At 41.6% G+C, this 15661-nt stretch carries 18 protein-coding genes, 1 tRNA gene, 1 rRNA gene and 1 other RNA gene; 1 reads left to right on the top strand and 20 read right to left on the bottom strand.

Annotated features, from left to right (window positions below):
- Window positions 1–12: 12 nt before the first annotated feature.
- The 8 genes from comA to EL140_RS00160 form a co-directional block, all read right to left on the bottom strand.
- A complete protein-coding gene (gene comA, locus EL140_RS00200; RefSeq protein WP_000672141.1) occupies window positions 13–2166 on the bottom strand; it encodes a peptide cleavage/export ABC transporter ComA in 2154 nt (717 codons plus the stop codon).
- Between the two features lie 434 nt (window positions 2167–2600).
- Entirely contained in the window at window positions 2601–2789 is a 189-nt protein-coding gene (locus tag EL140_RS00190) for a hypothetical protein (protein WP_000722235.1), read from the bottom strand.
- A gap of 9 nt (window positions 2790–2798) precedes the next feature.
- Window positions 2799–2966, bottom strand: a complete 168-nt coding sequence (locus EL140_RS00185) for a bacteriocin (RefSeq protein WP_000415691.1) — start codon at window positions 2964–2966, stop codon at window positions 2799–2801.
- Window positions 2967–2983: 17 nt separating this feature from the next.
- Window positions 2984–3172 carry a class IIb bacteriocin, lactobin A/cerein 7B family gene (locus tag EL140_RS00180; RefSeq protein WP_000180830.1) on the bottom strand — a complete coding sequence of 63 codons (189 nt, stop codon included), beginning with the start codon at window positions 3170–3172 and terminating at the stop codon, window positions 2984–2986.
- Window positions 3173–3612: 440 nt separating this feature from the next.
- Window positions 3613–3849, bottom strand: coding sequence for an acyl carrier protein (locus tag EL140_RS00175; protein WP_000136451.1), 237 nt, complete (start codon window positions 3847–3849; stop codon window positions 3613–3615).
- A 5-nt stretch (window positions 3850–3854) separates the two neighbouring features.
- Complete coding sequence (plsX, locus tag EL140_RS00170) at window positions 3855–4847, bottom strand: phosphate acyltransferase PlsX (RefSeq protein WP_000717449.1); 993 nt, start codon at window positions 4845–4847, stop codon at window positions 3855–3857.
- Window positions 4844–5614 (bottom strand): DNA repair protein RecO, encoded by a 771-nt coding sequence (gene recO, locus EL140_RS00165; RefSeq protein ID WP_000616141.1) that lies wholly within the window; start codon window positions 5612–5614, stop codon window positions 4844–4846. Before recO ends, plsX begins: the two co-directional genes overlap by 4 nt.
- Entirely contained in the window at window positions 5611–6780 is a 1170-nt protein-coding gene (locus EL140_RS00160) for a pyridoxal phosphate-dependent aminotransferase (protein ID WP_000366327.1), read from the bottom strand. The genes recO and EL140_RS00160 overlap by 4 nt, the downstream gene beginning before the upstream one ends.
- A gap of 151 nt (window positions 6781–6931) precedes the next feature.
- Here EL140_RS00160 and EL140_RS00155 point away from each other — a divergent pair, with 151 nt between their 5' ends.
- Window positions 6932–7942, top strand: a complete 1011-nt coding sequence (locus EL140_RS00155) for a YeiH family protein (protein WP_000009125.1) — start codon at window positions 6932–6934, stop codon at window positions 7940–7942.
- Between the two features lie 28 nt (window positions 7943–7970).
- On the opposite strand, the gene EL140_RS00150 is transcribed toward EL140_RS00155, so the two are convergent.
- The 12 genes from EL140_RS00150 to rrf all read right to left on the bottom strand — a co-directional run bounded on the left by EL140_RS00150 (window position 7971) and on the right by rrf (window position 15660).
- Window positions 7971–8408, bottom strand: coding sequence for a CoA-binding protein (locus EL140_RS00150; RefSeq protein ID WP_000076475.1), 438 nt, complete (start codon window positions 8406–8408; stop codon window positions 7971–7973).
- Window positions 8409–8527: 119 nt separating this feature from the next.
- Window positions 8528–9496, bottom strand: a complete 969-nt coding sequence (locus tag EL140_RS00145; protein WP_000010177.1) for a ribose-phosphate diphosphokinase — start codon at window positions 9494–9496, stop codon at window positions 8528–8530.
- Window positions 9497–9709: 213 nt separating this feature from the next.
- A complete protein-coding gene (locus tag EL140_RS00140) occupies window positions 9710–10204 on the bottom strand; it encodes a beta-class carbonic anhydrase (protein ID WP_002875379.1) in 495 nt (164 codons plus the stop codon).
- 72 nt (window positions 10205–10276) lie between these two features.
- Window positions 10277–11638 (bottom strand): DNA repair protein RadA, encoded by a 1362-nt coding sequence (radA, locus tag EL140_RS00135; RefSeq protein ID WP_078232941.1) that lies wholly within the window; start codon window positions 11636–11638, stop codon window positions 10277–10279.
- 13 nt (window positions 11639–11651) lie between these two features.
- Window positions 11652–12191 (bottom strand): histidine phosphatase family protein, encoded by a 540-nt coding sequence (locus tag EL140_RS00130; RefSeq protein ID WP_002874984.1) that lies wholly within the window; start codon window positions 12189–12191, stop codon window positions 11652–11654.
- Between the two features lies 1 nt (window position 12192).
- The gene (locus EL140_RS00125; protein ID WP_000701998.1) at window positions 12193–12636 is read right to left on the bottom strand and encodes a dUTP diphosphatase; all 444 of its coding nucleotides are present in this window, start codon (window positions 12634–12636) and stop codon (window positions 12193–12195) included.
- 58 nt (window positions 12637–12694) lie between these two features.
- Window positions 12695–12792, bottom strand: an RNA gene (gene ffs, locus EL140_RS00120) — signal recognition particle sRNA small type.
- 32 nt (window positions 12793–12824) lie between these two features.
- Window positions 12825–13292, bottom strand: coding sequence for a tRNA adenosine(34) deaminase TadA (tadA, locus tag EL140_RS00115; RefSeq protein ID WP_001110101.1), 468 nt, complete (start codon window positions 13290–13292; stop codon window positions 12825–12827).
- A gap of 200 nt (window positions 13293–13492) precedes the next feature.
- Window positions 13493–14779, bottom strand: a complete 1287-nt coding sequence (locus EL140_RS00110) for an adenylosuccinate synthase (RefSeq protein WP_000205048.1) — start codon at window positions 14777–14779, stop codon at window positions 13493–13495.
- A 241-nt stretch (window positions 14780–15020) separates the two neighbouring features.
- Window positions 15021–15257 (bottom strand): sigma(X)-activator ComW, encoded by a 237-nt coding sequence (gene comW / locus EL140_RS09680; RefSeq protein ID WP_000939512.1) that lies wholly within the window; start codon window positions 15255–15257, stop codon window positions 15021–15023.
- Between the two features lie 208 nt (window positions 15258–15465).
- Window positions 15466–15539, bottom strand: a tRNA-Asn gene (locus EL140_RS00100).
- A 5-nt stretch (window positions 15540–15544) separates the two neighbouring features.
- A 5S ribosomal RNA gene (gene rrf, locus EL140_RS00095) occupies window positions 15545–15660 on the bottom strand.
- Between the last annotated feature and the right edge of the window lies 1 nt (window position 15661).

Genomic DNA, 15661 nt, shown 5'->3' with positions numbered 1-15661 from the left:
CTTCTCCTCTTTCTAGCTATTGACCAAATGGGCGTAAAATTCACCTCGGGCAAGCAAGTCTGCATGGTTGCCTTCTTCGACAATCTTGCCCTGATCCAAGACAACAACCTTCTCTGTTCGCTCAGCAATGGTCAAGCGGTGGGCGATGAAAATCAAGGTCTTATCTAAAGCCATGAGATTATCCACGATCCGCTTCTCTGTCAAAATATCCAAACTGCTAGTCGCCTCGTCCAAGATCAAGACAGGTGCATCCGTCAAGAGAGCACGCGCCAGAGCGATTCTCTGCCGTTGCCCACCAGAAATTCCAGCCCCATCCGAAGTCAATTCTGTCTGATAATTCAGAGGCATGCGCTCAATATCCTCCCGAATCTCTGCCAACTCGACTGCTCGTAAGATATCTTCCTGAGTCGTCCCCTCCTTGGCTCCAAGGAGAAGATTCTCCAAAATCGTTCCGTTAAAGACATAGGGCTGTTGAGGCAGGTAGTTGATATACTGGCGCAGGGCCTTTTTATCAATCTGATTAAGATTGACACCACCCAGACTAATCTCTCCCTGACTTGGGTCGTAAAAATTAACCATCATCTTGGCTAAGGTGGTCTTACCCGAACCTGAAATCCCCACAAAAGCCATCTTAGACCCTTGTGGAATGGTCAAATTGATATCCGATAAGACATCACGCCCATAGCCATACTTATAGTGAACTTGTTTAAAGATCATATCCCCTTTCATCATGCTCAAATCTTCGACTGTTTTCTGCTCCTCAAACTCCGAAGCTACTAGATAAACCTCATTTAAGCGATTATTGGCAACCTGCGCTGTCTGAAGTTTGGTTTGTAGGTTAATGATATTTTCCAAAGGATTGGTAAAGTAAACAAGCAAAGTATTATAGGTAATCAGCTGGCCCAAACTCATTTTCCCGTCCATAACAAGAATGGCTCCTAGCCAGAGAACGGCAACATTGAGCAGGAGCTGGGCAACTTTTTTCAGAGCCTTTTGCTGGCTTTCTGCCCGACTATAGGTAAAGGATTTTTTCAGATAAGCTACAAATTCCTTGTCAATCTTTTGATAGCGCGAACTTTCACTGGTCAAAGACTTAATGGTCTCAATACCGTTGATGTCCTCGATGATAGAGGAAGACAGAACCGCATTGGCTTCCATGGTATCCCGATTCATCTTTTCAAACGGCTTCATAAAGGCAAAGATAATCACTGTATAGATGGGAAGCGCAAGTAGACTAATGAAAAAGAGCGTCATATTTTGTGAAAACAAGACCAGCGAGATAATCAAAATCGTCGACACATCTAGGAAAATCGACAGAATGGTCGACGCCAGCGCATCGATGATACTATTGGCATCTGTAAAACGAGACACGATTTCTCCTGTCCTGCGTGTCGCAAAAAAGGACATTGGCAGGTGAAAAACATGCTTGATGTAGGACAAAATCACGTCAATCGATAAGCGTTGCCCAAGTATCAGTAGGAGATATTCCTGGGCATAAGACAAAATCTGCTGGAGGATATAGACGATGACCAGCCCAATAGAGATGATGCCCAGTGTCGAGCGCATCTGGTCTGGTACGTAACTATCAATGATGGACTGAAGATAGTAGGAACCCACGATATTGATCAAGGTCACCAAGAGTGTCGCTAGGACGATATTGGTAATCAAGCCCCGCTGTTTGAGCAAAATTGGCAAGAAGGATAGGAGCCCCTGTTTTTTCTCCTTATGGGGTTTATAGTCTGGAGACGGAGCCATAAAGAGACTGACTCCTGTCCATTCTTGCGCAAATCGCTCACGGGAAATCTTGGTCAGCTTGACACCAGGATCCGGATCAGCGATATGAATATGCTTTTTATCCTGACCTATCACCACATAGTAGTGGAGCAACTTCCCTTCCTTGAGCACATGAGCCACAAAAGGAAAGGTCAAATCTGGCAAATCAAAGAGCGTCATATCCGCCTTGATAGCCCGCGTCTCAAATCCAATCTCCTCTGCCACCTTTACAAGTCCCAAAGCGGTCGTCCCATCCATGGTCGTCTTGGCTAACTCTCGTAGATGAGCCAAGGAGTAATAACTACCGTAGTAACCAAAGACCATAGCCAAAGAAGCCACGCCACAATCCATCTGATCCACCTGGGGACGATAGTGCCTTTTCCTAAATTTCATATCTTCTCCTTTTTCTAACAATCTCTTTAAAAATTTGTAAGATTATTTTAACCAAATAAGGATAAAAACAGGAAAATATTCCTAAATAAACTATTTTTGCACCTAAAACGCACTTTAAAAAGCATAAACTATAATTTAAATGTAAAAAAGCAGAACAAAAGTTCTGCCTGTTTAAAGTAACCGTTAAAAAATGAATGCCTCGAAATAAACTATTCTGAAATGATATTTCTATAAAGTGAGCTAAATGTCATCAAGAATGATGAAATCTTAGGTAGATCAAAATATTCAAACTACGTAGGTAGATTTATTTTTTTTATATTAGCCACAATTCTAATCATTAGATAAGCTATAGAGCTAAACAATACAATAAACTCTGGTCAAGCTTTTTGTAGTAATTGAACGACTTTCATCTCAAACTCCAATCTGATGTTCCATCAATTCCCAATCTTACTATCTGTTGTTTTGTACTTGTATCCTCCATAAAACAAACCAAGCAGAATGGGATAGGTTTCTGGATAAAACAGAGTATTGATCGGATTTTTCAAAATCAAATACGTTGCGATATAAAGAATAATCGATACGACAAAATACCCCTCAGCAAATCCTAATAAGATTTTTTTCATAGCAGACTCCTATTTACCTGAAAAGAGTGCTCGAGTTGTTAAAATAGCTCCACCTGTATATACAAAACCTTTTACAAAACCAACTGCCACAGGGATAAGAAGGGGAAAGGCTCCCCCTTGAATTTCCTGCAAGTCCGTATCAGTCATTGTTTCAAATTTTAAAATAGATTTTTCCATATCATCTCCTCCTTCTATTACCATCTACCCGTCACATAATTATAACCTGCAATTCCTGCTGCAGTAATTCCACCAGCAATTTTAGCTGCTGTCACAGGATTAGCAATCACCCAAGCTACAATCGGCCAAGCTCCCCCATTCACATCCGGCAACTCTTCTTCTGTAAGAGCTACAAAGTTCTGTTCCATTTTGTCAAAGTTTGTCATCTTTTTTCTCCTTTATTTTTATTTTTTTAGTTTACGGTTTCTAGGCTTTAAACCATTTTAAAAACCAGATTGGAAAAATAACTGAAATCATTTTTCTCTCCTTTCTTTTCTTCTCACTTATCTATTCGAGAAGTAATTTAAAATGAACAGGTAAATTTCATTTATTTTAAATACCATTTGATCAACCATGGCAATAAGATTGGTAAATACATCGCGTAATCTCCTTCCCTTTTTCCTTACCTATTTATTCGAAAAACAATTCGAAAATAAACAATTCATTCATTTTTATTTTAAAAACCACTTAATGAACCACGGATAAAAGCCAGTCACATACATAAATATTCCTCCTTTTTCTTTCTCATCTCTTTATTCGCAATTTCTACTAAAAGTTTCCCTTTTTCTGCAAATAAAAAACAACATGACTTGCATGTTGCTTTTGGCTATTTTTTATCTTTAATAATTGCTACTACATCCGCTACACTTTGAAGTTGATCGATTTCCTCATCAGTGATTTCGATACCAAATTCATCTTCTAGTGTCAAGACAAACTCCATCAAATCCACTGAGTCCGCATCTAGATCGTCTTTCAAACTTAAGGCCTCTGTTACGGCAAATTCTTCTCCCTGTCGCTCTTGGATAATGGTTACAATACGGTCAAAAATTTCTTTTTCTGTCATCTTTTTTATTCTCCTGAAAATTCACGCGCAGTCTGAGCAACTACGTCTGTTTCTAGCATGGTACGAATCTGACGAATCGTACTGTACACAGCCTTGGCATCACTTGAGCCATGAGTTTTTACAACTGGCGCCTTAACACCAAACAAAACTGCTCCTCCAACATCTGAATAGTTGAGCTGTGTCTTCAACCCCTTAAGACTATCCTTGAGAAGTAGAGCACCTAGCTTCGCTCGAAGACCACCACCTGTAATAGCTGTCTTGAGCAAACCCATAATTCCCATGGCTGTCCCTTCAATGGATTTGAGAACAGCGTTTCCCGTGAAACCATCTGTTACGACAACATCCGCAACGCCATTCATCAGATCACGTGCTTCCACGTTTCCGACAAAGTTCAAACTTTCATCAGCTACTAGCAAGTCGTATGTTTCCTTACGAAGCGGATCTCCCTTGCTGCTTTCTGTTCCATTGTTGAGCAAACCAACACGTGGTTTCGAAATCCCACGAACATTTTTAGCATAAAAGGAGCCTAGAACAGCGTATTGGTGGAGGTGCTGGGCTGTATTTTCTGCATTGGCACCGAGATCTAGCATATCAAAGCCTTTTCCATCGATGGTCGGCAAGGTAGACATGAGTCCTGGACGATCGATATTCTTGATACGACCCACAATGAAGAATCCTGCTGCCAACAAGGCACCTGTGTTCCCAGCTGAGAGGACAGCGTCTGCTTCTCCCTCCTTGACTGCCTTGGCTGCTAATACCATGCTGGCATTTTTCTTCTTACGGATAGCTTTTGTCGGCTCATCGTCTGAGTTAATTTTCTCATCCGTATGGATAATGCTGACACGCTCTGTGGCTGTTAGATATTGCTTGATTTTGCTTTCATCTCCATAGAGTTGAACCTCAATATCTGAAAAGTCAGCAAGGGCTTGATTGACACCCTCAACGATGGCTTGAGGTGCGTAATCGCCTCCCATAGCATCTACTGCGATTTTTTTCATTTGTCTTCCTCTTTTAGTAATTGTCCCCAGTCTGCTAGGGAATCAATAAATTTCTTTGATTTTAGGTGAATCCCAACGTACTCTTCGTAGAGTTGATCCATAAATTGGCGTAGCTCTTTCTTGATTTCGGCCTTAAGCGAAATAGTCTCCAAGGTTTCAAAATCAATGGCTTGAAATTGATTGAGCAGATAAGGGATGTTGGGATTTAGATGACAACGTTTCTCGTCCTCATGGTAATGGTCTGGACATAGGCAGGCTCCATATTTGAAAGAAAAGTCAAAGGCCTGACCGACCCGATGGCAAAAGACACACTCATTAAAATTGAGGCTGATTCCAAATCGAGTCAAGATTTGAATTTCAAAAATATTGGTCAAAACCTGATAATCTATGCCTGCTTCCATCAACTCCAGAGTCTTTCTCAAGAAAGCAAACAAGGGAGCATCCTGCTGATTATCCTGCAAACTAGCATCTGCAAGGGCAGCCACATAGGTAGCATAGGCCATGACAAAAAGATCACTATTAATCTTGGGAAAGGTCATCACCTCATGGTAGTCCTCGATGTAGCTAAGGCCGTCATCATTGATTCGTAAGAGAAACCGTGCCAACACCAAGGGCTGAATAACAGGAGCTAGTTTGGATTGACCAGCGTGTTTGACGAAAAACATGCGCTTGCCCGCCTGCTCGGTAAAAATTTTGACCAGCTTGTCATCCTCACGAAAGTTACGATTGTAGAGCACCAAGCCTTGACTCGTGATAGACTGGATCATGCTTCTCTCATATACTCCTCAAGTCGTTTCATGGCCTCTATGATCGTTTCCATGCTGGCTGCATAAGACAGACGCACATAGCCTTCTCCGTAACGTCCAAAGGCTGCACCAGGGATAAAGGCAACGGCCTTCTTATAGGCAAAATCCTTCAGAAAAGCAAAGGAATCTTGATTGTAGCCCGCTGGAATCTTAGCAAAGATATAGAAGGCACCGTCTGGTTTGATAATTTCAAAACCAAGAGCAGTCATCTTTTCGATGATATAATCACGACGCTGGATGTATTCCTTCTTCATAGGCTCTGCGTCGTTTTTACCAGCGGTCAAAGCCTCCACCGCAGCATGCTGAGCCATCGTATTTGCAGCAGTAACCAAATACTGGTGACTCTTGATTAACTGAGCTGTGAAAGCTGCAGGAGCAAAGATGAAGCCTAAACGCCAACCTGTCATGGCATGAGACTTAGATAAGCCATTGATAATAATAGCCTGGTCTCTCAGCATAGTTCCCAGAGACACATGAGCTTCCCCTGTATAGGTTAATTCTGAGTAGACCTCATCACAGATCACAAAAATCTCATACTTGCGTAAAACGTCTGCCAAGGCTTCCAACTGCTCCCGACTATAGGTAATTCCTGTCGGATTGGCTGGATAGTTGAGAATAACTGCTTTGAGCTTGTCCCCTTGCTCCAAAATGGCCTTTTCCAACATCTCAGGGGTCAAAACAAAACCATTTTCAGTTGTATCAATCTCGACAATCTCTGCCCCAACTAGATTGACAATCGGCTCATATCCTGGATAGGCAGGAGCTGGCAAGAGAACCTTGTCTCCTTCTTCTAAGATAGCTGTCAAAGTAGCAGATAAGGCCTCTGTCGCCCCAATTGTAACCAAGATTTCATTTTCAGGAGCATAGTCCAGTTGGTATTTTTCCTTAACAAAGTCACTAGCCGCCTGACGTAGAGTCAGCAGACCACTCATCCCAGTATAGTAGGATTGGTTCTGGTCAATGGCTCGCTTGGCTGCCTCCTTGATATGATCTGGTGTTGTAAAATCAGGTTCCCCCAAGGTCAAACGCAAGACCCCAGGAATCTCTGAAATAGCCTGGTCAAACTGGCGAATCAACGAAACTTGAATCTTGTCTAACTGTTTATTAAAGCGCTTGGTTAAGTCCATAGATATCCCCCTTGCTTACAGAACATAGTACTATTATACTACAAAAGCTCCCTGACCGCAAAATCCATCTGAAACCCGCATTTTTCACTTTCTGTTTTACTTTTCTTCTCGACAGGAGTATAATAATAAATGCTTATTTTCGGAGGTTTATATGTCATTTTTATCAAAAAATGGAGCAGGCATCTTTGCCTGCCTTCTCATTTCTATCGTATCTTGGTACTTAGGAGGATTCTTTCCTGTCATTGGCGCACCCGTTTTTGCCATTTTCATAGGAATGCTCCTAAATCCCTTTCTCTCATCCTATAAACAACTGGATGCTGGATTGACCTTTAGTTCTAAAAAATTACTCCAATATGCCGTTGTCTTGCTTGGTTTTGGTCTCAATATCTCGCAAGTCTTCGCAGTTGGGCAATCTTCACTCCCTGTTATCCTCTCCACCATTTCAATAGCCCTGATTATTGCCTACCTCTTCCAGCGCTTCTTTGCACTGGATACAAAACTGGCTATCTTGGTTGGAGTGGGATCTTCTATCTGTGGTGGCTCTGCCATTGCTGCGACAGCACCCGTTATCCATGCCAAGGAAAAAGAAGTTGCCCAAGCCATTTCCGTTATCTTTTTCTTCAATGTCTTGGCTGCGCTCATCTTTCCAACCCTAGGAACCTGGCTTCACCTATCCAATGATGGCTTCGCCCTCTTTGCAGGAACTGCGGTCAATGACACTTCCTCTGTAACGGCTACCGCCAGCTCCTGGGACAGTCTTTACCAGACCAATACCCTCGAATCGGCAACCATTGTTAAACTCACGCGCACCTTAGCGATTATTCCCATCACGCTCTTTCTCTCCTATTGGCAAAGCCGCCAACAAAAAAATAAACAAGGCGTACAACTGAAAAAAGTTTTCCCACTTTTTATCCTTTATTTTATCCTGGCCTCTCTCTTAACGACTCTCCTTACCTCTCTCGGTGTGTCTAGTAGCTTCTTTACCCCTCTCAAACAACTCTCCAAATTCCTCATTATCATGGCCATGAGTGCTATCGGTCTCAAAACCAATCTAGTAGCCATGGTCAGATCCAGCGGTAAATCCATTCTTCTTGGAGCCCTTTGCTGGATTGCCATCATCCTCACCAGTCTTGGCATGCAAGCATTGATTGGTACTTTATAATACAAAAAGGTAGCCCATGGCTACCTTTTTATTGCTCAAGAATTAAGCGAGTATGTTCTCTCTTAATACAGCGATTCATCACGATGTCATCGCATCCTCCAGCACGCAAGATATCTTCCGCTTCTAGATTTTCAAGTCCCAGTTGTGCCCAAAAAATCTTGGCATCCGCCTTGAGAAAGTCTCGTGCTACATCAGGTAAAAACTCGCTACGTCTGTAAACATTGACAATATCCACAGGAAAAGGAATCTCAGCTAGACTCGCATAAGCCTTCTCTCCCAAAATTTCCCCACCTGCAGCCTTGGGATTAACTGGAATGATTTTATAGCCCCGAGCCTGCATTTCCTTAGTCACTCGATTGCTAGTTGTTTCTTCACGATCGGATAAACCCACTACCGCTAACGTTTTACTGGTTGCCAGATACTGACGGATCACACCATCACTTGGATTGATAAATTCTTGACTCATAGAATTCCTCCTTTTTTCTCAGTATAGCACATTTTGAAAAGGCTTGCAGATTTTGACTACAAAAATCTCCTAGCAAGAAAAGAAACCTGCTAGGAGTTCTGTCTACTTCAAGTGAAAGATTAAATCTTTTTCTCAATACAAAATAGGGGAGAAAGAGGACGTTTTTCGTGGATACGGACAATAGCATCGCCCAGAAGATGAGCAATCGAAATTTGTTCAATCTTATCAATCAAACGCTCTTCTGGTAGGTAGATAGTATCCAAAACAACCAATTTCTTAATAGCTGATTTTTGGATATTGTCCATAGCTGGCCCAGAAAGAACTGGGTGCGTACAGCTTGCGTAAACTTCAACAGCACCTGCTTCAGCAAGAGCATCTGCCGCATGACAAATAGTTCCAGCTGTATCGATCATATCGTCAATCAAGATACAAGTCTTACCTTCTACCTTACCAATGATGTTCATCACTTCACTGGTATTCATCTTGTCTACACTACGGCGTTTGTCAATAATCGCAATCGGAGTTTTCAAAAACTCTGCCAATTTACGAGCACGAGTCACCCCACCATGGTCTGGGCTGACAACCACGTAGTCAGAGCCAACCATGCCACGACGTTCAAAATAGTCCGCAATCAATGGAGCACCCATCAAGTGATCTACGGGAATATCAAAGAATCCCTGAATCTGTGCAGCGTGCAAATCAATCGTCAACAAACGATCTACCCCAGCAACTTCTAGCATGTTTGCAACGAGTTTTGCTGTGATTGGCTCACGCGCGCGAGCTTTTCTATCCTGACGTGCATAGCCATAGTAAGGCATGACAACGTTGACAGATTCTGCACTAGCACGCTTCAATGCGTCCACCATAATCAAAATTTCAAGTAAATTATCATTTACAGGTGAACTAGTTGATTGTAGGATAAAGACGTGTTTTCCACGGATTGATTCCTCAATGTTGACCTGAATCTCCCCATCTGAAAATTGGCGAACAGTCGATTTCCCCAACTCTATCCCAATTTCTTGCGCCACACGCTCTGCCAATTCTCTATTAGAAGAAAGGGCAAACAGCTTTAAATCAGAAAAAGACATGATTTCCTCCGGTATTTATGTATCACTTGTTTTTACACAACATTTTCCATCTACCATTGTAGCGCTTTTTCCTTTATTTTTCAATCAAAAATAAAACAAGAGTAAACATTTATACCCTTGTTTTATACTATTTTATATTGGCCATATTAAAACTAAAAATCCTACATTTTAACAATCGATTTTATGCTAGGATGAGATTTTTTCGAGACAAAGTTAGTATACTTCTCTCATACTTCCTGTATCCACATCATAGACAGCACCTGAAATAACCACATCATCAGGAATCAGTGGAGATTCTCGAAGCAATTGCATATCCTCTCTCACACTCTCTTCAACATCCTGGAATGGTAAAAAATCTTGATCAGACACATCAACCCCGAGCTCGTTTTTCAAATGTTCATGAAAACTTTCATTTTGAAAGGTTTGAGCTCCACAGTCTGTATGGTGAAGCACCACGATTTCTCTTGTCCCCATTTGTTGCTGGGAAATCACTAGTGAACGAATCATGTCCTCAGTTACTCGACCACCCGCATTCCGCAAGATATGAGCATCCCCAAGGGCCAAACCAAGAGCATGGGCAACGTGTAGACGCGAGTCCATGCAGGTCACGATAGCTACTCTGGTTTTGGGTTTAAGTGGCAAATTTAACTGCCCATGTAGGGCAACATAAGCCTGATTGGCTTGCATAAACTGTTCAAAATACGACACGATTCCCTCCTCAAAAATTTGACAATCAAATATTTCTCCTATCTTATCATTTTTAAGAGGATTTGTCACGGATTATGCAAAGACCTTCTTCAAAACTTCCTGAATCGTTGTCACACCAATGACTTCAATTTCCTTGGGTGGAGTGATTCCTGTCAAGGAATTCTTGGGTACATAAATCTTGGTAAAGCCCAATTTTGCCGCTTCATTGATACGTTGTTCGATACGATTCACGCGTCGAATTTCTCCGGTCAAGCCCAGTTCACCCACAAAACATTCCTGAGGATTGGTAGGCTTGTCCTTGTAACTAGAGGCAATAGCCACTGCAACGGCTAAGTCAATGGCAGGCTCATCCAATTTTACACCACCAGCAGATTTGAGATAGGCATCCTGGTTTTGCAAAAGAAGCCCTGCTCGTTTTTCCAAAACAGCCATAATCAGACTTGCACGATTGAAATCAAGTCCTGTCGTCGTGCGCTTAGCATTCCCAAACATAGTCGGTGTCACCAAGGCTTGCACTTCCGCCAAAATCGGACGTGTCCCTTCCATAGTTACCACGATTGACGAACCAGTTGCTCCATCCAAACGCTCTTCTAGAAAAACTTGACTCGGATTGAGCACCTCAACCAATCCACCTGACTGCATCTCAAAGATGCCGATCTCATTAGTGGAACCAAAACGGTTTTTGACTGCTCTCAAGATACGGAAGGTATGGTGGCGTTCCCCTTCAAAGTAAAGCACCGTATCTACCATATGCTCCAACATACGCGGGCCGGCCAGAGTACCTTCCTTGGTCACATGCCCTACGATAAAGATGGCAATGTTATTAGTCTTGGCCAGCTGCATGAGCTCAGCTGTCACCTCACGCACCTGAGAAACAGACCCTTGTACCCCTGAAAGCTCAGGAGACATAATCGTCTGGATAGAGTCAATAATGAGAAAGTCTGGTTGGATGCGCTCCACCTCTGCACGAACACTCTGCATATTGGTCTCTGCATAGAGATAAAACTCGCTATCAATATCCCCCAAGCGCTCTGCACGGAGTTTAATCTGCTGGGCAGATTCCTCCCCACTGACATAGAGAACCGTACCAACTTGAGATAACTGGGTTGAAACTTGTAGGAGAAGAGTTGATTTTCCGATTCCAGGATCTCCCCCAATTAGGACGAGACTTCCTGGAACCACTCCGCCTCCAAGTACACGGTTGAATTCCTCCATCTCCGTCTTGGTTCGATTGACATTGATGGAAGTCACCTCAGCCAGTTTCATAGGCTTGGTTTTCTCACCTGCCAAGGACACACGCGCATTCTTGACCTCTGCAATCTCTACCTCTTCTACAAAAGAAGACCAAGACCCACAGTTTGGACAGCGTCCTAAATACTTAGGTGAGTTGTACTCACAATTTTGACATACAAATGTCGCTTTTTTCTTTGCGATGATAAACCTCTTTCTAAATCTCTACCTCACACTCGATCACTTGGCAAAAATCAATCTTCTCGTCTGGTACAAATTGGCGCATGAGCATTCCGTGAGTTACAATGATAATAGTTTTATAATTTTTATATTTTTCCAAAGCTTTTAAAAAACGATGACGCATCTCTAGATCTGTTTCATAGCGATAAGGAGAATCTTCAGATAAACCTCCTTGATGTTTTAGATAATATTCATGAGCTACCAATACACTAGTTAAATCAGAGTTAGTGCCATCTAAGTCTGGACGCCACTCATGAAAAAACGGCTCCACAAATAAGTCCAATCCTGTTTCAACTGCTATATAATGGGCTGTTTCTAAAGCCCTCGTCACAGACGATGAAATAATAATCTCTGCCTTTCCAAAACATGTAGTTTTAGCAACTTCTTTTGCCAGACTGCGACCTTTTCCTGTCAATGGTGCTAAATCACGACCAAAACCACTATATAGTTGCGAATTTTCAAGTTTATCAAGCATACTATAATCTGGTTCCCCGTGACGTACAAAGATAATCTTCATCTTAGTGTCCAGTCGATCCAAATCCACCAGTCCGCACGCCAGCTGCTTCATCTCCATCCGCGATTAAAAATGGTGCAAAGACAGCCTGAACTACACGTTCTCCAACTTCAAGAACAACTTCTTGATCTGTGATATTCTTCATCTGAGCAAAGATATGCCCCTCATTCCCAGGATTACCATAATAGTCTCCATCAATAACGCCAACAGAGTTGATCAAGACCAAACCTTTTTTACGAGGATTTGATGAACGGTCATAAAGATAGAGCACCTCAGTCGGCTGCATATAAGCCTTAACACCCGTTGGGACGAGAACAATCTCTCCTGGAGCGATAACCGTACGCACCGCAACCTTTAAGTCGTAGCCAGCTGCATGCGCTGTCTCACGTTTAGGTAACAAAGTTTCATCTGTAAAACTAGAAACTAATTCAAAACCACGAATTTTCATATTATTCCTCTTTTTAATTTAATCTTTTATTCTAGGCTATTTTATCTTATTTATTCGAAAAAAGCACGAAAAAAGAGCACACAATTCACATCGCTTAGGGCTGCTGGATTCCTCCCCTGACCCGCTTCACGCAGAACTGTTGCTCCACTAGTTATTATACCACATTCCCCTCTATTTTTAAAGAGAAATTATTTTTTACGTCGATTTCGGAAAAAGTCCTGCATAATCGCTGCACAGTCATCTTCCAAAATTCCCGTTTCTACCTCTACACGATGATTGAGACGCTCATCTGTCAAAATGTCGTACAAGCTCCCAGCTGCACCAAATTTCTGGTTTTTAGCCCCGTAAACTACGTTTGGAATACGGGCAAGCCCAATCGCACCACTACACATAACACAAGGCTCAATGGTCACAAAAAGCGTACAATCAAGCAGTCGCCAACTCTCTTCACTCACATTCGCATTCTCTATAGCCATGATTTCTGCATGCATGACCGCCCGTTGCAACTCCTCGCGCGCATTATGCCCCCTACCAATGATTTCTCCATCCTTGACAATCACACAACCAATTGGAATTTCATCGTGTTCTAAGGCAATCTCAGCCTCTCTCAAAGCCTCTCTCATAAAGGCTTCTTTTTCTTCAACTGTATAATTCATCGTTCTTCTCTTTTCCTACTTGTCGATTTTATTATTATATCATGATTCTCAACACAAAAAAAGCCACCGAATTCGGTGACTTAATAGGGAGATTATTATGAAAAAGAAAAGTTTAGGATATTTGTTACAACAAGTTAGGAGGTCTTCCTGTAACTGTCTATAGTATACCCAACCTGTCTTAAACTAATCTTAAAAATCTCCTATGACCAAACACTTTCTAAAATATTAGTTTGTTCACGACCAGGTCCTACTGAGAAAGTTGAGATACGAACACCAACCAACTCGCTTACACGACGAACATAGTTGCGTGCATTCTCAGGAAGGTCTTCCAAATTACGGACTCCAGTGATGTCTTCTGACCAACCTGGCAATTCCTCGTAGATTGGCTTACAACGTTTCAACTGCTCAAGACTAGCAGGATAGTAATCAATACGTTGACCATCAAGATCATAGGCGACACAGATTTTCACAGTATCCAAACCACTCAAAACATCTATAGAGTTCAATGAAAGATTGGTAATCCCAGATACACGGCGGCTGTGACGCATCACAACTGAGTCAAACCAACCCACACGACGTGGACGACCAGTTGTTGTACCATATTCATGACCTACTTCACGGATGCGATCTCCCACTTCATCAAATAATTCAGTTGGGAACGGTCCATCTCCTACACGACTTGTGTAGGCTTTACAGACACCTACAACCTTGTCAATCTTACTTGGACCAACACCAGACCCAATCGTCACACCACCAGCGACAGGGTTTGAAGAAGTAACAAATGGATAAGTCCCTTGATCAATGTCCAACATGACACCTTGCGCACCTTCAAACAGTACACGTTTGCCATTATCAAGCGCATCGTTCAAGATAACAGATGTATCTGTCACATACTGCTTGATTTGTTGGCCATACTCGTAGTACTCTTCAAAAATATCATCAATTGAAATAGGAGTACTGTCATATAATTTTTCAAACAGACGATTCTTCTCCGTAAGATTGCGTTCCAAACGCTCACGAAAAATTTCTTTATCCAAAAGATCTGCAATACGAATTCCAACACGAGCAGCTTTATCCATATAGGCTGGACCGATTCCCTTGATTGTAGTACCAATTTTATTGTCGCCCTTAGCTTCCTCTTGCAAACGGTCTAATTCAATGTGATATGGTAAAATGACATGCGCACGATCCGAAATGCGCAAATTATCTGTTGTCACACCTTCTTCATGAAGATAAGTCAACTCTTTTACTAGAGATTTAGGGTTTACAACCATCCCATTCCCAATAACAGAGATTTTTTCAGGAAAGAAAATTCCAGATGGAATCAAGTGCAACTTAAATTTCTTACCATCAATCACAATCGTGTGACCAGCATTATCACCACCTTGATAACGAGCAATTACCTCTGCATTAGCTGAAAGAAAATCTGTAATTTTCCCTTTACCTTCATCACCCCACTGGGTACCTACAACAACAACTGAAGTCATAATAAAATTCGTCTGAGCTACTAGTAGCTCGTCCTTTCTCATATACATGGCAGGAATTTCACCCGCAATTATATCTTACAATTTATTATAAGAAAAAAACACTATTTTATCAAGAAGAAACAGTAGAAAAGATTTGGAAATTCTTTCATTTCTAAATATAAAAACCTTTGATTATAAGCTAATTCTATATTTTTTAAAATATATCTACAACAATCGTTCGTAATTATGATATAGATACTTCCTATTGGATGAGAGTTGTACCACCTTGCAGTAATTTATCTAGATATAGACGATAAGCTGTTCTAAAGTGATATAGAGAAAAGTCCCTATCACTTTTAATTTTAAATCGGATTAAGTAATATAGTAAAAAACGGAGATGAAGTGATTCCCACTCTGAACAACTCTGGCCTAAAGAGGCATATTCTTGTTCAACTAGTTTCAAAAAGACGAATGCTCGATCATAAAATTTCTGAAGCATATAAAAATTCCCTTTCTTATTAGTAACACTAGTCTAACAAAAAAAGGAACTAAAAAAGCTTCAAATTCTATAAAAGAAGAATTTAAAGCTAAACGAACTAAAAATAAAATAAAGAGGTAATTACAGATTTAAAAATTAAAATTTGAAATTTCAACAGTCCACTATATTTATAAATAAAAAAACGCTCAGTTGAACGTTTCGATTTATACTCCGCCAGTAGGACTCGAACCTACGACATCATGATTAACAGTCATGCGCTACTACCAACTGAGCTATGGCGGATAAAAGCTAAGCGACTTCCATATCTCACAGGGGGCAACCCCCAACTACTTCCGGCGTTCTAGGGCTTAACTGCTGTGTTCGGCATGGGTACAGGTGTATCTCCTAGGCTATCGTCACTTAAC

Source organism: Streptococcus oralis ATCC 35037, from assembly GCF_900637025.1.
Lineage (GTDB): Bacteria > Bacillota > Bacilli > Lactobacillales > Streptococcaceae > Streptococcus > Streptococcus oralis.
The sequence above is the reverse complement of the archived record's forward strand: the minus strand, read 5'-3'. Positions and strand labels throughout refer to the sequence as shown.